This window comes from Streptomyces sp. NPDC031554 (assembly GCF_055580685.1).
This window is the reverse complement of sequence record NZ_JBVIKX010000003.1, coordinates 550,496-572,209: the sequence shown is the minus strand read 5'-3', so window position 1 is coordinate 572,209 and position 21,714 is coordinate 550,496. Positions and strand designations below refer to the sequence as shown.

Sequence of the window (21,714 nt, the reverse complement as noted above, 5' to 3'; positions counted from 1 at the left end):
GGTGAGCGAGCACTGCCGAAGCCCGGCCCAATCGGGGCGAAAGCCGCGGTGAACAGGAGCCTTGCTCCGATTCACCACCCCTGGGTCATCACACGGCACGATCCGCATTCCTATGATGGGCGCACGGCACCGCGGGCCGTTGCGACCACGCAGTCCGAAGCGGTGCAGATGCGGCGCGATGGTGGAGGGGTCTGATGACTCAGGGGGCCGGTCAGGGACCCGAGGTGGAGCGTACGGCGACGGTGCGCGACTTCCGGGTGCCCGCGTACGTCCACGAGACCGGTCCGTACGCCCACAGTGCGCATCCCGGGAACGCGGTACCACCCCTCGAGGACCCTCTCGACCCCCCCGAGGGCTACACCCCCACCCAGCGCGACCTGCCCGTGATCAACCGGGGCGACACCCTTCAGGTGACCGTCGATCCGGCCGCCGCCCAGCCTTCGCAGGCCGCGACCGGCCCCGGTCCGCTGTTCGTCGTGGGCGACGTGCATGGCTATCTCGAAGAGCTGGTCGCCGCCCTCGGGGAGAAGGGCCTGGTCGACGCGGCGGGCAACTGGTGCGCGGGCACCGCCCGGCTGTGGTTCCTCGGCGACTTCACCGACCGCGGTCCCGACGGTATCGGGGTGATCGATCTCGTGATGCGGCTGTCCGCCGAGGCCGCCGCGGCCGGCGGCTACTGCAAGGCCCTCATGGGCAACCACGAACTGCTCCTGCTCGGGGCCAAGCGGTTCGGCGACACCCCCGTCAACTCCGGGGCGGGCACCGCCACCTTCCAGGCGGCCTGGTTGCTCAACGGTGGCCAGAAGTCCGACATGGACCGCCTCCAGGACCATCATCTCCAGTGGATGGCCCGCCTCGACGCCATGGAGGAGGTCGACGGTCATCTGCTCGTGCACTCCGACACCACCGCCTACCTCGACTACGGCGACTCGATCGAGGCGGTCAACGACACCGTCCGCGAGACGATCACGCGCAACGACGCGGACGAGGTGTGGGACCTGTTCCGCAAGTTCACCAAGCGCTTCTCCTTCCGCGACGAGGGAGGCTCCGACGCCGTCCGCTCCCTGCTCGATACGTACGGCGGCACCCGCATCGTTCACGGCCACAGCCCGATTCCGTATCTGCTGGGCGAAGTCGGCTCCGAGGAGGACGAGGAACCGACCCGTCCCGTGGTCGAAGGACCGCACGTCTACGCCGACGGGCTGGCCATCGCGATGGACGGTGGCGTGACGATGGCCGGAAAACTGCTGGTCCAGCAACTGCCTCTGTCCGTCTGACCGTTCCCGGGCCCGTCGCCGTCCGCTTCGGGCCCGCCCCGCGGCGCCGCGGGCCAGGGGGCAATTTCGGCTAACCCCCTGTCACCCCGGGCCGTCACCGCTCTACCATCGGTTCATCCGTAGCAGGCTCCCCTCCGTTTCTGCCCGACGGCTCGTTGGCATGCGAGCCCCAAGCCCTACGGAGCATCGGGGGATGCACATGAACAGCGTTCCGCAGCACCTGCACAGCGAGGACCGCCAGGAGTACGAGCGGATCCTCGACGAGGCGCTGCGCTCCGCACCACACCACCCGGAAACGGCCGCTGCGGGACAGCGGCTCAACCCCGAACAACTGCGCACCATGGCACTCAACGCCTCCGCGCTCATCACGGCGGCCGCGGCGACCGAGTACCAGCACTACGTGAAGGTCCGCGAGGAGCTGCGTCATCCGGCACCGTCCGACTCCTCCCCGGCCGGCCACGGGGCCGGCTCCGGTGAGCCCGGCGTCGCCGGAATGGGATTCGCCACCACCATCGGGGAGGCGGCCCAGGTCGCCGAGGCCGCCGGAGCGGGCGCCGTCGCCGTCGCCGCCGTCCTCACCCCCGTCCTCGCCGGCACCGCCGCGGTGATCTTCCTGCTCGTCGGTTACATCCTGCGGATGCTCGATCCCGAGCCGGCGTTCGCCAGAACGATGCTCACCACCGGCTGGACGTTCGGTGCGGTGGCCGCGGCCGCGATCCTCATCGCCGCCGTCGGCCTCCTGCTCACCGCCCTGCGCAACCGCCCCTCCCTGGAGGCCGGCCCGTACGGCGAACTGAGCGCGGAGGTGGACCGCGCCAAGGAGCTCTGGCGGGAAGCCCTGCTGGAGCGGGGCATCCGCCCCTTCCTGCGCGAGGCCCTCGCCGGCCCTGACACGGACACCGCACCCGACCTCGCACCGGCCCCGCCGTCGCCCACCGGCCGCCTGCCGAAGATCGGCTACGGTCGTCCGGGCTTCAGCAGCCCCGGCGAAGGGACGTCAGACGGCTCCCGCCCGAGCTTCAGCAGTCCGGACTACACCAGCCCGGACTTCGGAGGCCCCGAGCACCGGCCGGAGTAGACCCTCGGCTTGCGCCCCCGCCCCGGGGAGCGCAAGCCGTACGGAGCAGGGCCAGGGCCGATCTGCCGGTCGCCGGTCGCCGGTCGCCGGTCGCCGGTCGCCGGTCGCCGGTCGCCGGTCGCCGGTCGCCGGTCGCCGGTCGCCGGTCGCCGGTCAGAGGATGCCCGCTTGCCCGGCGGCCGTGAGCCACTGCGGGAACTCGGACAGGAGCCGGTCGTAGAGCTCGGGGTCCGGGACCGTGCTGATGTCGTCGACGGCGAAGAAGCCCACGTTGTCCACGCGTCGGCCGGGCAGCGTGTCGAACCGCTCGAGGACGCCGTAATGGGAGCGGCCGAGTCCGACGAACTGCCAGAAGATCGGCTCCTCCACCGCGGCGCGCAGTTCCTTCTCGATCGCGGCGTCGCGGTAGACGCCTCCGTCGGAGAAGAACAGCACCAGCGTCGGGACGGCCGCCGGGTTCGCCCGGACGAAGTCCCTGACCTGGGCGATGACCTTCTGCTCCTCGTTCTGGATGCCGACCGAGCGCATGTCGACCTGGCCCGGTTGCAGCCCTTTCTGCGGCTTCTTGCTCCGCCGGAACAAGCTGATCTCCCCCACGCGCACATGCAGTCGCAGCCACTCGGGAAGCTTCCCCAGACGCAGATCCGGCAGCCGGGCCGGGTTCGAGGCGAACGTCCAGGCCTGCATCTCGCCGTCGTCGTCGAGCTGTGCCGCCACCGCGGCCATGCGCTCGACCACGTCCGCCACCACACCGCCGGAGTACAGGAACGACATGGACCCCGATGCGTCGAGGACCAGAACGACCCGCGCGCTGATCCCGGCCGCACCACGCTTGCTCAGACTGACGGCCACCTGCTGCTTGCGCAGGGACAGCCGCTTGCGCATGTCGACGGGGAGCTGTTCCTCCCCCTTGGTCAGCCGTGCGCCCCCGGAGGGCGGCGCGGGTACGGCGGTGGCGGGGGCCGGAGCGGAAGGCGGCGACGTGGGCGCGTACGGAGGAGGCGGGGACGCCGAGGGTGTGACGGGCGGAGGCGGAGTCGACGAGGGCACGGCCGGAGCAGGCCAGGGCGCGGCCGACGGAGACGGGGACGGCGGGGGCGACGTGGGCGCGACGGGTGGGGGCGGCGGGGACGTGCGTACGGACGGTGTCCCGGGGCCGGCTGCCGCAGCGGCCGGCTCCTCGTCGACGCTGATCCCGAAGTCGGTGGCCAGGCCCGCGAGCCCGGAGGCGTACCCCTGTCCGACCGCCCGGAACTTCCAGCGTCCCTCTCTCAGGTACAGCTCACCGCCGATGAAAGCGGTCTCGGTCTCCCCCCTCATCTCGAACCGTGCCAGCTCCGCCGGGCTCCCGGCGTCGAGCAGCCTGAGCGTCAGACCGGCCACCTGTCCGAAAGTGCCGCCGTCGGCGGACGCGCACAGTTCCACACGGGCGACGGCACTCTCCAGCGCACGCAGGTCCACCTCGACCGTGTCGGTGGTGACACCGTCGGCACTGCGCTTGCCCAGGTGGCGCACGGCTCCGGAGGCGTGCCGCGGCTGGTTGTAGAAGACGAAGTCCGCGTCGTCGCGCACCTTGCCGGCGGCCGTCAGCAACAGGGCCGAGGCGTCCACGTCCGGCCCGCCGCCCTGTTCGGACCAACTGATCTCGATGTGTACGGACGGCACGTCGACCGGCAGGTTGGCGCCCTTGCTCATGGGTTGCGCTGTCATGACACCAGTCTGCCGAGCCGCACCGCAGAAGCACCTCTTCCGAACGAAAACCCATGGCCGGCCGCCCGCATCCCGCCCTCGGTCCGGCCGCCGCCCCCGACCTGAGCACCGCGACCCGGCTGCCGTGCCCTGGACCGGCACGGCAGCGGCGTCGTCACCGCATGTCAGTCCGCGATCGGCAGATAGACCCGATTGCCCGCGGCCGCGAACTCCTTGGACTTCTGCGCCATTCCCTCCTCGGCTTCCTCCCGACTGCCTCCGTGCTCACGGCGGATGTCCTGGGAGATCTTCATCGAGCAGAACTTCGGCCCGCACATCGAGCAGAAGTGGGCCGTTTTCGCCGGTTCGGCCGGCAGGGTCTCGTCGTGGAACTCCCGGGCGGTGTCCGGGTCGAGAGCCAGGTTGAACTGGTCCTCCCACCGGAACTCGAACCGGGCGTCGGACAGCGCGTCGTCCCACTCCTGCGCACCGGCGTGGCCCTTGGCCAGGTCGGCCGCGTGGGCGGCGATCTTGTAGGTGATGACGCCGGTCTTGACGTCGTCGCGGTTGGGCAGGCCCAGGTGTTCCTTGGGCGTGACGTAGCAGAGCATCGCCGTGCCCCACCAGGCGATCATCGCGGCACCGATGCCGGAGGTGATGTGGTCGTACGCCGGGGCGATGTCCGTCGTCAGCGGTCCGAGCGTATAGAACGGAGCTTCATCGCAGATCTCCTGCTGAAGGTCGATGTTCTCCTTGATCTTGTGCATCGGGACATGCCCCGGGCCTTCGATCATGGTCTGAACATGGAAACGCTTCGCGATGCGGTTGAGTTCCCCGAGGGTGCGCAACTCCGCGAACTGTGCCTCGTCGTTGGCGTCCGCGATCGAACCGGGACGCAGTCCGTCGCCCAGCGAGTAGGTGACGTCATAGGCCGCGAGGATCTCGCAGAGTTCCTCGAAGTTCTCGTAGAGGAACGATTCCTTGTGGTGGGCCAGGCACCACGCGGCCATGATCGAACCACCACGGGAGACGATGCCGGTCTTGCGGTTCGCCGTCAGCGGGACGTACGGCAGGCGCACGCCCGCGTGGACGGTCATGTAGTCCACGCCCTGCTCGGCCTGCTCGATCACCGTGTCCTTGTAGATCTCCCAGGTCAGTTCCTCGGCTCGGCCGTCGACCTTCTCCAGTGCCTGGTAGAGCGGCACCGTGCCGATGGGGACCGGTGAGTTGCGCAGCACCCACTCACGGGTGGTGTGGATGTTGCGGCCGGTGGACAGGTCCATGACCGTGTCGGCGCCCCACCGGGTGGCCCAGGTCATCTTCTCGACCTCCTCCTCGATGGAGGAGGTCACCGCCGAGTTGCCGATGTTGGCGTTGACCTTCACCAGGAACCGTTTGCCGATGATCATCGGCTCGATCTCCGGGTGGTTGACGTTGGCGGGCAGCACCGCGCGGCCGGCCGCGATCTCCTCACGGACGACCTCGGGCTCCACGTTCTCCCGGACGGCCACGTACTCCATCTCCGGTGTGACCTCTCCCCGGCGCGCATAGGCGAGTTGGGTGACCGCCTGCCCGTCCCGGCCTCGGCGAGGCAGGCGCGGCCGTCCCGGGAAGACGGCGTCGAGGTTGCGCAGTCCGCCGCGCGGCGAGGTGTGCTTGATCCCGTCGTCCTCCGGACGGACGGGGCGGCCCGCGTACTCCTCCGTGTCGCCGCGGGCGATGACCCAGTTCTCCCGCAGTGGTGGCAGTCCCCTGCGGACGTCCGTCTCGACGAGCGGATCGGTGTACGGGCCGGAGGTGTCGTACAGCGTGACCGACTGCCCGTTGGTGAGGTGCACCTGACGGACCGGCACGCGCAGGTCGGAGCGCGGGCCCTCGACGTACGCCTTGTGCCATCCGATGGACTTCCCGGCCTCCTTGTCGCCGGAGACCTCGTCGGAGATCTGCGCGGAGGCAGGCGTGCGTGCGTCCTTGTTGGTCATGAGACCTACTCCCTACGCCGGCATTACCCGGTAACAGGTTCAGCGGTCGACGCAGCGGCTTCCGTCTGCCGACGATTCATGTGAAACATCACTCGGTGCTGGTGACGTTCCACGTGAAACATCGCGAAGACGGAGGTCAGCGCCCTCTCAGCCCGGTGCTCCGAGCTCCCGCGTGTGCAAAAGTGCCTCCACGCTAGCGTCCTTTGTGGCGCGGTGAACAGTGGGCCTCGACCGTTCTTGCGATGATCGGGCGGTGACCACGACACCCCACCCTCCGTTCCCACCACCCGAACAGCCCCGCGGGCCGGGCGTTCCTCCCGCCGGACGCCCCGGACGAGGACAAGGGCACGGTCCCGGTGGTGGTTCCGCTCACGGACCGGGCCCTCGGCCGGGTACCGGGCCGGGACCGGGCGCCGGTCCAGGTCTGAGTGCGAATCCGGGCCTGGAGGCGGGCCCCGACGGCGGGTACGGCTTCGACTCCGAGGGCGGACAAGCCTCCGGCAGGGGGCAAGGCCTCGGCGCGGGGCAGGACTTCGGCGGGGGCCCCGGACACCTGTCCGGACACGGTGCGCACACACCCGGCGTCGGCCAGGGCGGGGCTCCCCGTGCGGATCACGGTCACGGCGCCGGTGCCGGCAACGGAGGCAACGGCGGAAGCGGCGGCCATGGGCACGGCCCCGGCGACGGGCACGGCGGCCATGGACACGGCGGCCATGTCCCCGGCCCGGGCGGCGGTCATGGGCACAGTCACAGTCACGGCCCTGCCGCCCCCGTCTCCCGGCATCTGCGCAAGGTCATCGCGGCTGTTCTCATCCCCTTCGCCGTGGCCGTGCTCGCCGGTCTGGTCGTGCTGTGGCCCGGCGGTGCTCCGGCGCACGAGCGCACCGGCGTCGGCTTCGACCGGCAGACGCAGCGGGCGACGGTCTCCGACGTCGAGAGCATCAGCTGCTCGTCGGCGAACGCCTCGGGCGGCACCCCCACCGGTGACACCTCCACCGCTGAAGGCTCCTCCGCGGTCCAGCAGGAGAGCGGCACCTGCAAGAAGGCGACGATCCGCGTGGACACCGGCGCGGACAAGGGGCGCACTTTCACGGAGATCGTCCAGCCCGACCAGTCACGGCAGCTGCACGAGGGGCAGAAGGTCGTGGTCGCCTACGAACCCTCCGCGCCCGAAGACCTCCAGTACTCGGTCACCGACGTGGACCGCCGCGTCCCGCTGACCCTGCTCGCCCTCATCTTCGCCGTCGCCGTCGTGGTCGTCGGGCGGCTGCGAGGTGTCATGGCGCTGGTCTCGCTGGCCATCAGCTTCATGGTGCTGAATTTCTTCGTCCTGCCCGCGATCCTGCAGGGCTCGAACCCGCTCGCGGTGGCGGTCGTGGGGTCGAGCGCCATCATGCTGATCGCTCTCTACCTGTGTCACGGTCTGTCGGCCCGTACCTCCGTGGCGGTTCTGGGCACCCTCATCTCCCTGCTGCTGATCGGAGTCCTGGGCTCCTGGTTCGTCGACTGGGCCGCGCTCACCGGCAACACGGACGACAACACCGGTCTGATTCACGGCCTGTACCCGACGATCGACATGAGCGGTCTGCTGCTCGCCGGGATCATCATCGGATCGCTCGGTGTCCTGGACGACGTGACGGTCACCCAGACGTCGGCGGTCTGGGAGCTCCACGAGGCCAACCCCACGATGGGCTGGCGGGGGTTGTACCGGGCGGGCATCCGGATCGGTCGCGACCACATCGCGTCCGTGGTCAACACGCTCGTCCTGGCCTACGCCGGCGCCGCCCTGCCGCTGCTGCTGCTGTTCTCCATCGCGCAGAGCAGCGTCGGCACGGTCGCCAACAGCGAACTGGTCGCCGAGGAGATCGTGCGCACGCTGGTCGGTTCGATCGGCCTGGTCGCGTCGGTTCCGGTGACCACGGCACTCGCCGCGCTCGTGGTGTCGGCGGACCGGTCGGGTGCGGGTGCGCCCACCGTGGCGGCACCGACGGCGCCGGTGGCATCGGGGACGGCGTCGGCCGGTACGCCGGGTCCGGCCCCGCAGAGCGCGCGGGGCGGCAGGGGAAGGCGCCGCAAGCGCTGAATCGCCGAGTCTCCCGGGTGCGCGAAGGAGGCACCGGAAGCAACGCCTCCTTCGCTCACCCGGGACGACTTCCTCCCCGGGCACACCACTTCGCCGACCCCGGGCACGCCACTTCGCCGACCGGGGCGCACCGATCACGGTGGGCCGATCGGCGAACCTCTGGCACCGTTCCAGCAGAAGCGTTACTTCACCGACGTGCCACCACCTGCCGCCAGACCTCACCCGGCGCTCTGTTCCTCCGCCAGGATCCGGTCCAAGGCCTCGTCGAGATGGGCGTCGAAGTCGGCGAAAGCGCCTTCCTGCCCCAACGGGACCAGTTTGTCGGTCCGGTCGAGGAAGGCCACGAGCGGAGCCGCCGACGAGCGGAAGACCGCCTGGTCACCGCCCACTTGAAGGCGGATCAGCACTTCACCCAGAAGATTCCGGTCGGCCGGCGAGACACGCACGTCTCCCTCGCCGCACGGCCTGCCCACCCCGTCGATGAGCAGTTCACGACCGAACGCCCAGGTCACCGGCGCATCACCGGGCAGATGAAAAGTGAGCCGTACGACGTACGGATCGCAGGTCTCATAGCCCAGTTCCACCGGGATGCGGAAAGAGAGCTCCTCGGAGACGAGAAAGCTCATCATGACCTCTGCCTCTACTGCCTGCACGGACTCGCGCATCGCCCTGTCCCGTCATAGCCGTCGACTGGCTGGGAATGAACCCCTGACACTGCTGGCATCTTGCTCAAAGTGCACAACAGATCACAAGGAGTGAGTTTTCAGATGCTGATAGAGACGGCAAGTGACCCCAGCATCCGTTCCGCCTCGCTCTGCAACCGCTGCACCGCCGTCGGCAGCCGGCCTGCCTGATGCGCGGGGAGGGAGATGGCCACCGTGGCGGCGGTCGTGCCCACGGTGATCGGGATCGCGGCGCACACCGCGCCCAGCGCGTACTCCTGTCGTTCCACGACGGCCTCCGTCCGCCGCATGCGGGCCAGCCGCCGCAACAGGGTGTGATCGTCCCGGACGGTGTACGGAGTGATCGACTGCACGGGATAACGGTCCAGGTGGTCCCGACGGGATCTCTCGTCCAACTGGGCCAACAGGCACTGACCGATGGCGTGCGCGTGTCCGGTCTCCCGGAAGTCGGCCCATTCCTCGACGGCCGGACTGCCCGGGGTGTCGGAGACGCACAGGACCTCGATCTCGCCGTCCTGGTAGCGGGCGTAGTACACCGGGGCGCCGATCGAATCGCGCCAGTGCGCGAGGGTGGCGACCACGGTGCTGCGACGTTTCTGCGCGGCTCCGCTGCCACCCAGGCGCTCGGCCGCCTCACCGAGGAAGAACATCCCTTTGTCGCGCCGCAGATAGCCCTCGTACACGAGGGTGCGCAGCAGGTGGTACGCCGTGGGCAGCGCCAGACCGGTCTCGCGGGCGAGTTGTTTCGCCGGAGCCCCACCGTGGTGGCGGGCCACGGATTCCAGCAGCCGCATGGCGCGCTGCACGGATCCGATGAGTGTCGCCGCGGGTTGGGGCTGTTCCGGGACGCCTCGGCCCGCGGGCCGCTGGAGCAGAGGGGCGGTGGAACGCGTGCGGGCGGGAGGCGGGTGAGGTGCCGCGAATGCTGCGGTGTCAGCCGTGGCCAAGGGTCACTCCCGAAGTTCGAGAGGGCGGCCCGTGCGGGGAACACGGGAGGGCGGGGGCCGCTCGCGGGGTGTGACCCCGCGAAGGGTTCCGGACTTTAACGTCCCGTCACCGCAGACGGTCCCGCTGTCCGGAAAACTTCCCCCGGCCGAGGGAACCGGCGACCGCTGTCACCGGTGCCTGCTCCCCGCACCGCTCACCAGTCGCCGCGTGAGGAGGAACCCGCCGTGAACTTCCGGACCACGTAGATCAGTCCGCCGACCAGTGCCACGAAGACCAGCAGTTTGAAGAGCAGGCCGATCACGAAGCCGACGACGCTCGCTATCAGGCCGCCGAACACGACCAGCGCGATGACGGGCACCGCCACCCACTTCACCCACCACGGCAGTCCCGCGAAGATCTCTCGCATCGTCCTCTGTCCTCGTCTGTCCGGTGTCCGGTGCCACCGACGGCCCGGATCTTTCCTGTCCCACCGTCGATGCTAGGTCCCGAAGGGGTGCCCGCGGGGGCCGCGCACCCCCGGTCCTCCCCTGACCGATCCCTGAGGGAACCCCGAGGCGGCGTCTTCGCTTCCGGACGGAGCGGCTCAGCCCTCCGGCGGCGAGAACACCACCAGGACCCGCAGGTCCTCGCTGATGTGATGGAACTTGTGGGCGACTCCGGCCGGCACGTACACGACGCTCCCACGCGCGACCTGGGTGGTCTCCAGACCGACCGTGAGGGAGGCGCGGCCGCTCACGACGAAGTAGACCTCGTCCTGGTCGTGCGGTTTCTGCGGGTCGTGGTCCCCGGCATCGAGCGCGTAAAGCCCGACCGACATGTTCCGTTCGCGCAGGAATTGCAGGTAGGCGCCGTCGTTGGCGGCTCGTTCCGCCTCCAGTTCATCCAACCGGAATGCCTTCATCGCCCTCGCCCGCCCTCCTGGTCGATCAGTTCTGCCACGATCAGACACATGAAGAATTTCGTAGTCAAGACGATCGCCAACGCAGGCGCCCTGGCGGTCTCCGTCTGGCTGCTCGACAAGATCACGCTGACCGGTGCCGGAACGGGCGAGAAGGCCGGCACCCTGATCGTGGTGGCGCTGTTGTTCGGCCTGGTCAACTTCCTGGTGAAGCCCGTGGTGAAGGTGTTGACCTTCCCCCTCTTCATCCTCACGCTCGGCCTGATCACCCTGGTCGTGAACGCTCTGATGCTGCTGCTCACCTCGTGGCTGGCGGACCGGTTCGACGTCAGCTTCCATGTCGAGGGTTTCTGGACCGCGGTCCTGGGCGGCCTGGTCATATCCGTCGTCTCCTGGGCACTGAACGTCGTCCTGCCCGACGAGGACTGAGCACACGATGAGGTACCGCGTCTGCTTCGTCTGCACCGGCAACATCTGCCGCTCCCCGATGGCCGAGGCCGTCTTCCGCGCGCGCGTCGCCGAAGCCGGCCTCGGCGACGCGGTCGAGGTCGACAGTGCCGGCACGGACGGCTGGCACGCTGGCGAGGGGGCCGACCCGCGCGCCGTCTCCGTCCTGGAGGAGAACGGCTACACCGTCGAGCACACGGCCCGCGTGTTCGAACAGTCCTGGTTCGGCCGCCTGGACCTCGTGGTCGCCCTGGACGGCGGACACCTCAGGGCCCTGCGCCGTCTCGCCCCGACCGACGAGGACGCCCAGAAGGTCCGGCTGCTGCGCGCGTACGACCCCGCCGCAGCCGACCTGGACGTTCCCGAGCCGTACTACGGAGGCCGGGACGGCTTCGAGGAGTGCCTGCAGATGGTGGAGGAGGCGAGCGCGGGTCTGCTCGCCGCGATTCGCGCGGACAGGGAAGGACGAATGGCATGAGTGAGTCCATCGCGGGCGGGGACGCCGTCGCGGGCTCCGGTGAGGGCACGCGCGCGGTGCGGGCGGGTCTTCCGGAACCGGTCAAGTACGAACCGACCCTGCCCGGACCGGTGTTCGCCGCGCACTTCCACCTGCCCGGCGAGCCCACGGGGCCGTACACCTACGGCCGTGACGAGAACCCGACCTGGACACATCTGGAGCGCGCCCTCGGCGAGCTGGAGGCACCGGGGCAGGACGGCGTCGAGAGCCTCGTGTTCGCCTCCGGCATGGCGGCGATCTCGTCCGTGCTCTTCTCCGCGCTGCGCACCGGGGACACCGTCGTCCTGCCCGACGACGGCTATCAGGCGCTCTCCCTGGTCCGAGCCCAGCTGGAGGCGTACAGCATCGAGGTGCGCACCGCGCCGACCGGCGGCGACGCCCAGCTCGACGCCCTCGCCGGCGCGAAGCTGCTGTGGATCGAGTCTCCGTCCAACCCCGGCCTGGACGTGTGCGACATCCGGCGTCTCGTCGAGGCGGCACACGCACGTGGCGCCCTGGTGGCCGTCGACAACACGCTGGCGACACCGCTCGGACAGCGCCCGCTGGAACTGGGCGCCGACTTCTCGGTGGCGAGCGGCACCAAGCAGCTCACAGGGCACGGCGACGTCCTCCTCGGCTACGTCACCGGGCGTTCCGGCGAGCCGATGACCGCCGTGCGGCGCTGGCGCAAGATCGTCGGAGCGATCCCGGGTCCCATGGAGGCCTGGCTCGCGCACCGGTCGATCGCCACGCTGCAGATGCGGGTGGACCGGCAGAGTTCCACCGCACTGGCCGTGGCCCGGGCGCTGCGGGACAGGCCCGAGGTGACCCACCTGCGGTACCCGGGGCTGCCGGACGATCCGTCGCACCAGGTGGCCTCGCGGCAGATGCGGCGCTACGGGTGCGTCGTCTCCTTCACGCTGCCCACGCGCACGCGTGCCGAACGTTTCCTCGACGGGTTGCGGCTCGTGGACGACGCGACGAGCTTCGGTGGGGTGCGCTCCACCGCCGAGCGTCGTGGACGCTGGGGAGGGGACGCGGTGCCCGAGGGCTTCATCCGGCTGTCGGTCGGCGCCGAGGACCCGGAGGACCTGGTGGCGGACGTACTGCGCGCGCTGGAGGAGTCGGCACGATGACCGGCTCACGGACACCCGCCGGGTGTCCCGCCGTACGGGGACGGTCCGAGCCTCCCCCCTCGTGGCTCGGACCGTCAGCGGTTCCACGCGCGAAGAACCGTGCGCACCAGGCTAGTTGACTCCGTGTCAGTGTCCAATCACGGTAGCGACAGAGACCTATCGACTTATTTATGGTTGGGCCCTGCCTCAAGCCCGGTGGAAAGGCAGGGAAGGGAAGCGCCCGCCATGGATCTGGCCTTGCTGCGCACCTTCGTGACCGTGCACCGGGCCGGTTCCTTCACCCGCGCCGCCGCTCTGCTGGGCCTGTCCCAGCCGGCCGTCACCTCCCAGATCCGCACCCTGGAGCGACAGCTCGGCCGCCCCCTGTTCCTGCGTCAGGCCCGCGGCGTGACACCGACGACCATCGGGGACGAACTCGCCCACAAGGTCGCCCCGCACCTCGACGCCCTCGTGGAGATCACCGAGACCGGCCTCGACGAGGAGTCCTCCACGGGGACCCTGCATCTCGCCGGGCCGCCCGAGTTCACCGCCGAGCGTGCCCTTCCCGCCCTCGCCGAGCTGACCGGTGAGGGCAGGGAGGGGCTCACCCTGCGCGCCTCCTTCGGAAACGCCGAGGAGGTTCTGGACGGACTGGCCGCGGGGCATCACGACCTCGCCATCACCACGGTCCGGCCGCGCGGCACCCTGCTCACCGCCACTCCGTTGTGCGACGAGGAGCACGTCCTGGTGGCCGCGCCGGGCCGGGCCGGGCCGACCGGCACGGGGAAGCCGTACCGTGCGGGGGCAGCCGCTCTGGAAGGCCTTCCCGTGGTCGAGGTCCATGAGTCGCTGCCGTTCGTCTCCCGCTACTGGGCGTCCGTCTTCGACTCCCGGCCCGCGGCCGCCGGTACCGTCATCGTCCCCGACCTGCGTGCCGTCCTGGCCTGTGTGACCGCGGGCGCGGGTCTGGCGGTGCTGCCCCGCTATCTGTGCGCGGCCGCCCTGGACCGCGGGGACGTCGTCGAACTGCACCGTCCGGCGGTGCCGCCGCTGCGGACCTACGTCCTGGTGGTGCGCACCGGCACGCTGGCGATGCCGCTCATCGCGCGGACGCACGACTGGCTGCTGAGGGCCGCGGCCGACTGGTGCTGAACCGGCTCGTCCGGTCATCACGGACCGGGCCCGTGCGGTGACGATGCGGGATGTTTCACGTGGAACCAGCCGGGCCACATTCCTCCCATGACCGTCCGACCTGTGGTCAAGCGCACCGCGCGCGCCGTTCTGCTGGACGGCGACGACCTGATCCTGATCAAACGCAGCAAACCCGGCCTCGATCCGTACTGGGTCACGCCCGGTGGCGGGGTCGAACCCGAGGACACGACCGTCGTCGACGCCCTGCACCGCGAGGTGTACGAGGAGCTCGGCGCCAAGATCACCGAAGTCGTCCCCTGCTTCGTCGACACCGTCGAGCACATCGGCGAGGACGGTGGCGCGACCGGCGTGAAGGTGCAGCACTTCTTCGTCTGCCGGCTGGAGTCCATGGACCCCGCCCTGCGGCACGGTCCCGAGATCGAGGAACCCGTCGGAGAGTACGAGATCGTCCACGTGCCGTTCACCCGGGTCGGTATCGCCTCCGTCCACCTCGTTCCGCTGTCCCTGCGGCACTACCTCGACGGCAACATCGAGGGTGTACGCGCCATGCACGCGCCCGACCTGGGGTGAACCGGTGGGCCAGGAGTTGGCCAAAAGCACAGGGGACCGCGGGGAAACGGGTGGACGTCACCGGTGCCGGTCGGACAGCCTGACCTGCGTGCCGACTCCTTCCCTCGCCGCTCTCCCCGTCCGCCGTCTGACACGCCGTGATCTCATCGCCTGTGCCGACTTGTCAGAGGACAGGGGGTGGCCCCGCGAGGAACACAAGTGGGGCCTCCTCCTCACCGCTGGAAAGGGCTACGGCATCGACGACCCGGACGGGGGCCTCGTCAGCGCCTGCGTGGTCACCGAGTACGGCCCCCACGGCCGGCCGGCTTTCGGTGCCGTCGGCATGGTGCTGGTCGCCGAACGGCACGCCCGGCAGGGCGTCGGCCGTCGGCTCATGCGGCACATCACCTCCACGATGGGCACGACACCGCTGATGCTGCACGCGACGCCGAACGGCCGTCCGCTCTACGAGGAGCTGGGGTTCAAGGTCACGGGCCGCGCCGAGATGGTGGTCGGCCACTTCACGCCCGGCGGGCCGAAACCCCGCGTCATGACGCGGGCGGCCACGGCGGAGGACCTCCCCACGATCCTCCGCCTGGACGAGGAGGTGTTCGGTGCCGACCGCACCCCGGTGATCGCGCGGCTGCCGGCCTTCGCCGACCAGCTGCGGGTCGCCGAGGACGGCGGCCGGATCATCGGCTACACCGCCGCCTGGCCCAACATGGACACCCATGTCGTGGGACCGCTGATCGCCCACGACACCGAGACGGCGAAAGCGCTCCTGACGTCCCTGGCAGAGCATTCCGACCGGCCGTTGCGCACCGACATCGACGTCCGGCACGAGGAACTGCTGAGCTGGGCCAAGGAACGGGGTCTGGCTTCGGTCGCCTTCAACGCCGTCATGACCCACGGCTTCGACGAACTGCCCGGCGACTGGAGGCGGCGGTTCGCTCCCCTCACGGTGGCGGCCGGCTGAGGCGGCCGAAGGCGCAAAGGCCGGTGTCCGAGATGTTTCGGACACCGGCGCACGTCCATCTGCCGGAGGGCTGCAGACCCACCCGCCGTCATGGGGGAGGGGTCAGGCCAGCACCTGCACGGCCGCGGTGGCGAAGCCGTGGTCCTGCTCCGGCGCACCGCCGCCCACACCCACGGCCCCGATCAGGCGTCCGTCACGGTGGACCGGCACGCCGCCCGCGATGAACAACAGCGGCCTGTCCAGTGCGGTGGGCAGGGTGTGGAACAGACCGCCGGGCTGGACCGCGTCGACGAGGTCGGCGGTGGGGGTGTTCAACTGGAGCGCCGTGTAGGCCTTGCGCGTGCTCGTCTCGCCGGAGATCAGCACCGCGCGGTCGTCCCGGCGGAAAGCCAGCAGATGACCGCCCGCGTCCAGGACGGTGACGCTGACCGCGACCCCGGCGGCTTCAGCCGCGCGGCGGGCGGCCGTGAGGAGGGCGTCGGCATCCTGGACGGTCAGGGGCGCGAAGGCGGTGGTGGTCATGAGGGGATTTCTCCTTGGGACGTTTCTTCTGCGGGGATCCCCGTAGGGAGTTCCTCGCGGGTTTTCTGAGGGCATGCGGTGCGCCGGCAGGCGCGGGGACCACCCTGGCTCCGCGCCGTGGAGCGGCTCAGTGGTGGAGGGCGGCCGGCCGTTCGGCCGGGGTCCGCCCGGTGGCGAGGGCGCCGGCGGTGCTGTCACGGCGCTCCAGTGCGGCCGAGACGAGAGCGAGGACGAGAGCCGCCACGGCAAGGGCGGCACCGACCCAGTTCGGGGCGGTGTAACCGAGGCCCGCGGCGATGACGAGGCCGCCGAGCCAGGCGGAGAGGGCGTTGCCGAGGTTGAAGGCACCAATGTTCACCGCCGAGGCGAGCGTGGGGGCACCGTGCGCCTGGTCGAGGACGCGCTTCTGGAGCGGTGGGACCGTGGCGAACCCGAGAGCGCCGATCAGGACGATCGTGACGGCCGCGAGGACCTTGTCGTGCGCGGTGAGGGTGAAGAGGGCCAGGACGACCGCCAGGCTGCCGAGGGAGACGTACAGCAGCGGCATCAAGGCGCGGTCGGCGTACCTGCCGCCGACGAGGTTGCCGACGACCATGCCGAGCCCGAAGAGGACCAGCAGCCAGGTGACGGAGCCCTCGGCGAAGCCGGCGACATGGGTCATCATCGGCGCGATGTAGGTGATGGCCGCGAAGACACCGCCGAAGCCCAGGACGGTCATCGCCATGGCGAGCAGGACCTGGGTGTTCTTGAACGCGGCCAGTTCGTGTCGCAGGCTCACACCTTCCACGCGGGGCAGCTCGGGCACCAGCCGGGCGATGCCCGCCAGTCCGAGGACGCCGAGCAGGGCGACGATCCCGAAGGTCACGCGCCAGCCGACGGTCTGCCCGACAAACGTGCCCAGCGGGACGCCGACGACGTTGGCGACGGTGAGCCCCGTGAACATCATCGCGATGGCGCCGGCCTTCTTGTCCGGGGCGACCAGGTCCGCCGCGACGACCGAGCCGATGCCGAAGAACGCGCCGTGGGCGAGCGAGGCGACGACCCGGCCGACCAGCATGACGGCGAAGACCGGGGCGACGGCCGACAGGAGGTTGCCGACGACGAACAAGCCCATCAGCAGCATCAGCATCCGCTTGCGGGACACCTTGGTGCCGAGGACGGTCATCAGCGGGGCGCCGAGCACGACGCCGAGCGCGTAACCGGTCACCAGAAAGCCGGCCGTGGGGATGGAGACACCGAAGTCGCCCGCGACCTCGGGCAGCAAGCCCATGATCACGAACTCGGTCGTGCCGATGCCGAAGGCCCCGATCGCGAGGGCCAGAAGCGCGAGAGGCATGGTGGGGAGACCTTCCAGAAGATTGCAGGAGCTCTTTGCGTGCGTTCACAATAGTTGCAGACGCGGGCTACATGCAACCGCAGTCTATTGCGGCAGTGCCCTATCCTGGGATCCAGCCGCACCGGGACGGAGGAGGACACCCATGACTGCGACGGACCCCGCACTCACCGCTCTCGCTCAGGGCTGGTGCGCCCTCTCCCTGCTTCACGGCAGGATCGAGGCCCATATCGAGCGCGCTCTGCAGGCCCGGCACGACCTGAGCGTGCGCGAGTACTCCCTCCTCGACGTGCTCAGCCGCCAGCACGACGGTGAGGGGGGACACCTGCAGATGAAGCAGGTCGCCGACGCCGTCGTCCTCAGCCAGAGCGCCACCACCCGACTGGTCACCCGGCTGGAGGACCGCGGCCTGCTCGAGCGGTACCTGTGCCCCACCGACCGCCGCGGCATCTACACGAACGTCACCGAGGCAGGTCTGAAGCTGCTGGACGAGGCCCGTCCCACCAACGACGCCGCCCTTCGCAAGGCTCTCGACGAGACGGCGAAGAATCCGGAACTGGCCCCGCTGGTCCGGGTCGTGGAGTCCCTGAAGGCACCCGTCACTGCGTAGGGTGCGGTCATGGGAGATCTTGAAATACGCGCCGCCGTCGCCGAGGACGTTCCCGCGATCGTCGGCATGCTCGCGGACGACCCTCTCGGCGCCAGGCGTGAGTCGCCGGACGACCTCGCCCCTTATCTGAGCGCGCTGGAGCGGATCAGCGCCGATGCGAACCAGCGCCTGGTCGTGGCCGTACGTGAGGAACGGGTCGTGGGCACCCTCCAGCTGACGATCGTGCCCGGCCTCTCCCGGTGCGGGGCGACCAGATCGATCATCGAGGGCGTACGCGTCCACGCCGACGAGCGCGGCAGCGGCCTTGGCACACGGTTCATCGAGTGGGCGATCGAGGAGTCCCGGCGGGAGAACTGCCGACTGGTCCAGCTGACCTCCGACGGCACGCGTACCGACGCCCACCGCTTCTACGAGCGATTGGGGTTCGAGGCCTCGCACGTCGGCTTCAAACTCCAGCTCTGAAGGGCGACCAGGTCAGGAGCTGGGCATCCCTGGAACGAGATGTCGTGTTTCACGTGGAACACGACACCTTGCCCCTCTCTGCGGAGCGCTAGCCGATCCCTCGCCACCCCTCCGCGTCCACACCGCCGGGCACATCGGCCTCACTGTCGTACGGCCGGCGGGTGAACACGAACGATCCGAGATCGAGATGGTCCACGGTGCCGTCCGGCCGCCGTACGACCCGCAGGGTCTCGCCGGCGAAGTATCCCTCCAGGCCCGACCACGTTCCGTCACCGTTCGCCCGGAACCGTGAGCGTCGCCCACCGCCGGAGAGCGGCCCGAGCGAGAGGTGACCACCGGCCGCGACCCGCAGGGCGAACGGACCGGTCCCCCAGTACCACTGGCCCGCCAGCTCCAGAACGGACCGGTCGACGTCCCGCAGCGGCCGCCAGGGCTCGGGGATCCGCGGCTCGGTCTCGGCCACGATGCGTACGAGGTCGCCGGCCACCTGGGTCACCATCGGCCCTGACGTGCAATTGGCCAGGACCACGGCGGCGACGTCGTCGGCCACGCTGATCGTGAGAGCGGCCAGGAATCCCGGCACCGACCCCGAGTGCCCCACGAGCACCCGCCCGCCCAGGCTCTCGATCCGCATTCCGAGCCCGTACATGCCACCGTCCGCGAGGTCGGTGACTTCGGCCGGCGCCGCGGGCGTCCGCATCTCCTTGAGCGTCTCCGCGCTCAGCACCCTGTCGTCCCCCCGGACCAGGAAGGCGGCGAACCGCGCCAGATCCCCGCTGGTGGACCAGAGCTGACCGGCCGCGGCCATCCGGCCGAAGTCCTCGGCGGGTTCGGGGAGCATCACGTCGGCCCAGGGGTGCACCGCCCAGCCACCCGCGTGCGGGGTGACCGGCCGCACACTCGTCCGTTCCAGGCCCAGGGGTTCGAGCACTTCTCGTCGTAGCACTTCGCCCCAGGGAGCACCGCGGAGTTCTTCGACGAGAGCGCCGAGGACACCGTAGCCAGGGTTGGAGTAGTGGAAACGACGCCCCGGCGGATGCGGAGCGGGCCGGTCGCCGAGGACGTCGGAGAGGTGGGGACGCAGCGAGCCAGGAGTGCGCTCCCACCACGGGCCGGGCGTCTCGGCCGCCAAGCCGCCCGTGTGGGCGAGCAGTTGGCCGACGGTCGCCTCCCCGGTGCCCGAGCCCGGAAGGTGCTTCTCCAGAGGGTCCTCGAGGCCGAGCGCCCCCTCGTCGCGCAGCCGCAGCACGAGAACGGCGGTGAAGGTCTTGGTGATCGAGCCGATCCGGTACTGCACCGTCTCGTCCGGGGCGTGCCCGTCGACCGAGCTCCGCGCCCCGTGCCACATGGCCTGCCCGTCCCGCACCACCGCGGCGACCAGCGAGGGGGCCCGTCCCTCGGACTGGGCCACGGCGATCCGGTGCAGCAGCGCCCGCCGGGTACCGGGAAGCAGCTCTTCCAGAGGTGTCGTCATGGGCTCAGTCCACCCGGCGGTGCGGCCCGCGTCGAGCCCATTTCGCCGAGGGCACGCGCTCAGGTCTGCGCCATGTCCACGAAGCGCGAGTAGTGGCCCTGGAAGGCCACCGTGATCGTGGCCGTCGGACCGTTACGGTGCTTGCCGACGATGATGTCCGCCTCGCCCGCGCGCGGCGACTCCTTCTCGTACGCGTCCTCGCGGTGCAGCAGGATCACCATGTCGGCGTCCTGCTCGATGGAGCCGGACTCACGCAGGTCGGACACCATCGGCTTCTTGTCCGTGCGCTGTTCGGGACCACGGTTGAGCTGGGAGAGCGCGATCACCGGGACCTCTAGCTCCTTGGCGAGGAGCTTGAGGTTACGGGACATGTCCGAGACCTCCTGCTGACGGCTCTCGGAGCGTTTGGAGCCGCCGGCCTGCATCAGCTGGAGGTAGTCGATGATCACGAGCTTGATGTCGTTGCGTTGCTTGAGCCGTCGGCACTTCGCACGGATCTCCATCATCGACAGGTTCGGCGAGTCGTCGATGTAGAGCGGCGCGGACGACACCTCGGGCATCCGGCGGGCCAGACGCGTCCAGTCCTCGTCCGTCATCGTGCCGGAGCGCATGTGGTGCAGGGCGACACGGGCCTCGGCGGACAGCAGGCGCATCGCGATCTCGTTGCGCCCCATCTCCAGGGAGAAGATGACGCTGGGCAGGTTGTGCTTGATCGAGGCCGCGCGGGCGAAGTCGAGGGCGAGGGTGGACTTGCCCATGGCGGGCCGGGCGGCGATGACGATCATCTGGCCGGGATGCAGCCCGTTGGTGAGCGAGTCGAGATCGGTGAAGCCCGTGGGCACACCGGTCATCTCGCCGCTGCGCGAGCCGATCGCCTCGATCTCGTCGAGGGCGCCCTCCATGATGTCGCCGAGCGGCAGGTAGTCCTCGCTGGTGCGCTGCTCGGTGACGGCGTAGATCTCGGCCTGGGCACGGTTGACGATCTCGTCGACGTCGTCGTCGCCCGCGTATCCCATCTGGGTGATGCGGGTGCCGGCCTCGACCAGGCGGCGCAGGACCGCCCGCTCGTGCACGATCTCCGCGTAGTACTCGGCGTTCGCCGCCGTCGGCACGGTCTGGACGAGCGTATGCAGGTAGGAGGCGCCGCCGACCTTGTTGATCTCGCCGCGCTTGGTGAGTTCGGCGGCGATCGTGATGGGGTCGGCCGGTTCGCCCTTGGCATAGACGTCGAGGACGGCCTGGTAGATCGTCTCGTGCGCCGGTTTGTAGAAGTCGTGGCCCTTGAGGATCTCGACGACGTCGGCGATGGCGTCCTTCGACAGGAGCATGCCGCCGAGCACGGACTGCTCGGCGTCGAGGTCCTGCGGCGGCACCCGCTCGAAAGGCGTCCCACCGCCGTCCCAGGCACCGCTGTCCCGGCCCCGGTCGTGCTGTTCGTCGCGTCCACGGCCCCCGTCACGCCGACGGGAGGAAGGCAGACGATCGCTGGGACCGCTGTCGGCCCACGGATCGTCCAAGGGCTCGGAAATGCTCAACCGAGCCACCTCCTCCCGTCCGCGGAGCGGACCTCGCCGCGCCTCTCATTCCTACGGCACGGCACTGACAACTAAGGGGCCCAACTCCGGTTCGAACGCGTCAGTTTTGCGGGACTTTCACAGCCGGGAACGGAGCGGGCGCCGGACCACGGTAGGCCCGACGGCGACGGCAGCCAATCTGGTTATCCACAGGCCATGTGGACGACGGCCCCGATGCTGTGGAGAACTGCTCGAAACCTGTGCACGACCCGGTGGACAGCCCTGTGAACAAGCCCTCTTCTCCTCCTCCCTGAACTCGCTGACCAGGACTTTTACCGTCCACCGGCTGTGCAGAAGAAAAACTTCCCCAGTCGGATCAAGTTCTCCGCGAAGGGTGCAGGTGAGCACACACAGGGAGTCACCAAG

21 protein-coding genes are annotated in these 21,714 nt (G+C 69.9%); 11 read left to right on the top strand and 10 right to left on the bottom strand.

Annotated features, from left to right (window positions below; genetic code table 11):
• The first annotated feature begins 194 nt into the window (after nucleotides 1–194).
• A complete protein-coding gene (locus tag ACZ5FU_RS11240) occupies nucleotides 195–1,277 on the top strand; it encodes a metallophosphoesterase (protein ID WP_451528794.1) in 1,083 nt (360 codons plus the stop codon).
• Between the two features lie 193 nt (nucleotides 1,278–1,470).
• Nucleotides 1,471–2,355: a hypothetical protein gene (locus tag ACZ5FU_RS11235; RefSeq protein WP_451528793.1), complete on the top strand. Its 885-nt coding sequence runs from the start codon at nucleotides 1,471–1,473 to the stop codon at nucleotides 2,353–2,355.
• 153 nt (nucleotides 2,356–2,508) lie between these two features.
• Here ACZ5FU_RS11235 and ACZ5FU_RS11230 read toward each other — a convergent pair whose 3' ends face one another.
• Nucleotides 2,509–4,065, bottom strand: coding sequence for a VWA domain-containing protein (locus tag ACZ5FU_RS11230; RefSeq protein WP_468834008.1), 1,557 nt, complete (start codon nucleotides 4,063–4,065; stop codon nucleotides 2,509–2,511).
• A 164-nt stretch (nucleotides 4,066–4,229) separates the two neighbouring features.
• The gene (gene thiC / locus ACZ5FU_RS11225; protein WP_468834010.1) at nucleotides 4,230–6,026 is read right to left on the bottom strand and encodes a phosphomethylpyrimidine synthase ThiC; all 1,797 of its coding nucleotides are present in this window, start codon (nucleotides 6,024–6,026) and stop codon (nucleotides 4,230–4,232) included.
• Between the two features lie 553 nt (nucleotides 6,027–6,579).
• On the opposite strand from thiC, the gene ACZ5FU_RS11220 reads away from it, so the two are divergent.
• Nucleotides 6,580–8,109 carry a YibE/F family protein gene (locus ACZ5FU_RS11220; RefSeq protein ID WP_468834266.1) on the top strand — a complete coding sequence of 510 codons (1,530 nt, stop codon included), beginning with the start codon at nucleotides 6,580–6,582 and terminating at the stop codon, nucleotides 8,107–8,109.
• A 218-nt stretch (nucleotides 8,110–8,327) separates the two neighbouring features.
• Here the strand turns inward: ACZ5FU_RS11220 and ACZ5FU_RS11215 are convergent, their stop codons facing one another.
• The 4 genes from ACZ5FU_RS11215 to ACZ5FU_RS11200 form a co-directional block, all read right to left on the bottom strand.
• Nucleotides 8,328–8,774 (bottom strand): SsgA family sporulation/cell division regulator, encoded by a 447-nt coding sequence (locus tag ACZ5FU_RS11215; RefSeq protein WP_468834013.1) that lies wholly within the window; start codon nucleotides 8,772–8,774, stop codon nucleotides 8,328–8,330.
• A 98-nt stretch (nucleotides 8,775–8,872) separates the two neighbouring features.
• Complete coding sequence (locus ACZ5FU_RS11210) at nucleotides 8,873–9,598, bottom strand: IclR family transcriptional regulator (protein ID WP_451780694.1); 726 nt, start codon at nucleotides 9,596–9,598, stop codon at nucleotides 8,873–8,875.
• Nucleotides 9,599–9,933: 335 nt separating this feature from the next.
• Nucleotides 9,934–10,146, bottom strand: a complete 213-nt coding sequence (locus ACZ5FU_RS11205; RefSeq protein ID WP_366058244.1) for a DUF5326 family protein — start codon at nucleotides 10,144–10,146, stop codon at nucleotides 9,934–9,936.
• 177 nt (nucleotides 10,147–10,323) lie between these two features.
• Entirely contained in the window at nucleotides 10,324–10,641 is a 318-nt protein-coding gene (locus tag ACZ5FU_RS11200; RefSeq protein WP_451528788.1) for a cupin domain-containing protein, read from the bottom strand.
• Nucleotides 10,642–10,689: 48 nt separating this feature from the next.
• On the opposite strand from ACZ5FU_RS11200, the gene ACZ5FU_RS11195 reads away from it, so the two are divergent.
• From ACZ5FU_RS11195 to ACZ5FU_RS11170, 6 genes are all read left to right on the top strand, one after another.
• A complete protein-coding gene (locus ACZ5FU_RS11195) occupies nucleotides 10,690–11,067 on the top strand; it encodes a phage holin family protein (protein ID WP_468834016.1) in 378 nt (125 codons plus the stop codon).
• Nucleotides 11,068–11,074: 7 nt separating this feature from the next.
• Nucleotides 11,075–11,563: a low molecular weight protein-tyrosine-phosphatase gene (locus tag ACZ5FU_RS11190; protein WP_469045251.1), complete on the top strand. Its 489-nt coding sequence runs from the start codon at nucleotides 11,075–11,077 to the stop codon at nucleotides 11,561–11,563.
• The gene (locus tag ACZ5FU_RS11185; protein ID WP_469045250.1) at nucleotides 11,560–12,717 is read left to right on the top strand and encodes a cystathionine gamma-lyase; all 1,158 of its coding nucleotides are present in this window, start codon (nucleotides 11,560–11,562) and stop codon (nucleotides 12,715–12,717) included. The genes ACZ5FU_RS11190 and ACZ5FU_RS11185 overlap by 4 nt, the downstream gene beginning before the upstream one ends.
• A gap of 225 nt (nucleotides 12,718–12,942) precedes the next feature.
• The gene (locus ACZ5FU_RS11180) at nucleotides 12,943–13,848 is read left to right on the top strand and encodes a LysR family transcriptional regulator (protein WP_469045249.1); all 906 of its coding nucleotides are present in this window, start codon (nucleotides 12,943–12,945) and stop codon (nucleotides 13,846–13,848) included.
• 87 nt (nucleotides 13,849–13,935) lie between these two features.
• Entirely contained in the window at nucleotides 13,936–14,418 is a 483-nt protein-coding gene (locus tag ACZ5FU_RS11175) for an NUDIX domain-containing protein (RefSeq protein ID WP_451528783.1), read from the top strand.
• Nucleotides 14,419–14,506: 88 nt separating this feature from the next.
• Entirely contained in the window at nucleotides 14,507–15,373 is an 867-nt protein-coding gene (locus tag ACZ5FU_RS11170; protein ID WP_469045248.1) for a GNAT family N-acetyltransferase, read from the top strand.
• A gap of 102 nt (nucleotides 15,374–15,475) precedes the next feature.
• Here ACZ5FU_RS11170 and ACZ5FU_RS11165 read toward each other — a convergent pair whose 3' ends face one another.
• Nucleotides 15,476–15,895, bottom strand: a complete 420-nt coding sequence (locus ACZ5FU_RS11165) for a GlcG/HbpS family heme-binding protein (RefSeq protein ID WP_451528781.1) — start codon at nucleotides 15,893–15,895, stop codon at nucleotides 15,476–15,478.
• Between the two features lie 127 nt (nucleotides 15,896–16,022).
• A complete protein-coding gene (locus tag ACZ5FU_RS11160; protein WP_468644806.1) occupies nucleotides 16,023–17,231 on the bottom strand; it encodes an MFS transporter in 1,209 nt (402 codons plus the stop codon).
• 142 nt (nucleotides 17,232–17,373) lie between these two features.
• Here ACZ5FU_RS11160 and ACZ5FU_RS11155 point away from each other — a divergent pair, with 142 nt between their 5' ends.
• Together ACZ5FU_RS11155 and ACZ5FU_RS11150 are read left to right on the top strand one after the other, a co-directional pair.
• Complete coding sequence (locus ACZ5FU_RS11155) at nucleotides 17,374–17,838, top strand: MarR family winged helix-turn-helix transcriptional regulator (RefSeq protein ID WP_469045247.1); 465 nt, start codon at nucleotides 17,374–17,376, stop codon at nucleotides 17,836–17,838.
• 9 nt (nucleotides 17,839–17,847) lie between these two features.
• Entirely contained in the window at nucleotides 17,848–18,300 is a 453-nt protein-coding gene (locus tag ACZ5FU_RS11150; protein ID WP_451528778.1) for a GNAT family N-acetyltransferase, read from the top strand.
• 88 nt (nucleotides 18,301–18,388) lie between these two features.
• Here ACZ5FU_RS11150 and ACZ5FU_RS11145 read toward each other — a convergent pair whose 3' ends face one another.
• Both ACZ5FU_RS11145 and dnaB read right to left on the bottom strand, forming a co-directional pair.
• Nucleotides 18,389–19,774 carry a serine hydrolase domain-containing protein gene (locus ACZ5FU_RS11145; RefSeq protein ID WP_469045246.1) on the bottom strand — a complete coding sequence of 462 codons (1,386 nt, stop codon included), beginning with the start codon at nucleotides 19,772–19,774 and terminating at the stop codon, nucleotides 18,389–18,391.
• 59 nt (nucleotides 19,775–19,833) lie between these two features.
• A complete protein-coding gene (dnaB, locus tag ACZ5FU_RS11140; RefSeq protein WP_451780709.1) occupies nucleotides 19,834–21,309 on the bottom strand; it encodes a replicative DNA helicase in 1,476 nt (491 codons plus the stop codon).
• Nucleotides 21,310–21,714: the final 405 nt, after the last annotated feature.

Coding starts and splice junctions, on each gene's coding strand:
- ACZ5FU_RS11230 (WP_468834008.1), bottom strand. CDS start 4,065: ATGACAGCGCAACCCATGAGCAAGGGCGCCAACCTGCCGGTCGACGTG.
- ACZ5FU_RS11150 (WP_451528778.1), top strand. CDS start 17,848: ATGGGAGATCTTGAAATACGCGCCGCCGTCGCCGAGGACGTTCCCGCG.
- ACZ5FU_RS11185 (WP_469045250.1), top strand. CDS start 11,560: ATGAGTGAGTCCATCGCGGGCGGGGACGCCGTCGCGGGCTCCGGTGAG.
- ACZ5FU_RS11165 (WP_451528781.1), bottom strand. CDS start 15,895: ATGACCACCACCGCCTTCGCGCCCCTGACCGTCCAGGATGCCGACGCC.
- ACZ5FU_RS11235 (WP_451528793.1), top strand. CDS start 1,471: ATGCACATGAACAGCGTTCCGCAGCACCTGCACAGCGAGGACCGCCAG.
- ACZ5FU_RS11145 (WP_469045246.1), bottom strand. CDS start 19,774: ATGACGACACCTCTGGAAGAGCTGCTTCCCGGTACCCGGCGGGCGCTG.
- thiC (WP_468834010.1), bottom strand. CDS start 6,026: ATGACCAACAAGGACGCACGCACGCCTGCCTCCGCGCAGATCTCCGAC.
- ACZ5FU_RS11205 (WP_366058244.1), bottom strand. CDS start 10,146: ATGCGAGAGATCTTCGCGGGACTGCCGTGGTGGGTGAAGTGGGTGGCG.
- ACZ5FU_RS11155 (WP_469045247.1), top strand. CDS start 17,374: ATGACTGCGACGGACCCCGCACTCACCGCTCTCGCTCAGGGCTGGTGC.
- ACZ5FU_RS11215 (WP_468834013.1), bottom strand. CDS start 8,774: ATGCGCGAGTCCGTGCAGGCAGTAGAGGCAGAGGTCATGATGAGCTTT.
- ACZ5FU_RS11160 (WP_468644806.1), bottom strand. CDS start 17,231: ATGCCTCTCGCGCTTCTGGCCCTCGCGATCGGGGCCTTCGGCATCGGC.
- ACZ5FU_RS11180 (WP_469045249.1), top strand. CDS start 12,943: ATGGATCTGGCCTTGCTGCGCACCTTCGTGACCGTGCACCGGGCCGGT.
- ACZ5FU_RS11195 (WP_468834016.1), top strand. CDS start 10,690: ATGAAGAATTTCGTAGTCAAGACGATCGCCAACGCAGGCGCCCTGGCG.
- ACZ5FU_RS11175 (WP_451528783.1), top strand. CDS start 13,936: ATGACCGTCCGACCTGTGGTCAAGCGCACCGCGCGCGCCGTTCTGCTG.
- ACZ5FU_RS11240 (WP_451528794.1), top strand. CDS start 195: ATGACTCAGGGGGCCGGTCAGGGACCCGAGGTGGAGCGTACGGCGACG.
- ACZ5FU_RS11200 (WP_451528788.1), bottom strand. CDS start 10,641: ATGAAGGCATTCCGGTTGGATGAACTGGAGGCGGAACGAGCCGCCAAC.
- ACZ5FU_RS11190 (WP_469045251.1), top strand. CDS start 11,075: ATGAGGTACCGCGTCTGCTTCGTCTGCACCGGCAACATCTGCCGCTCC.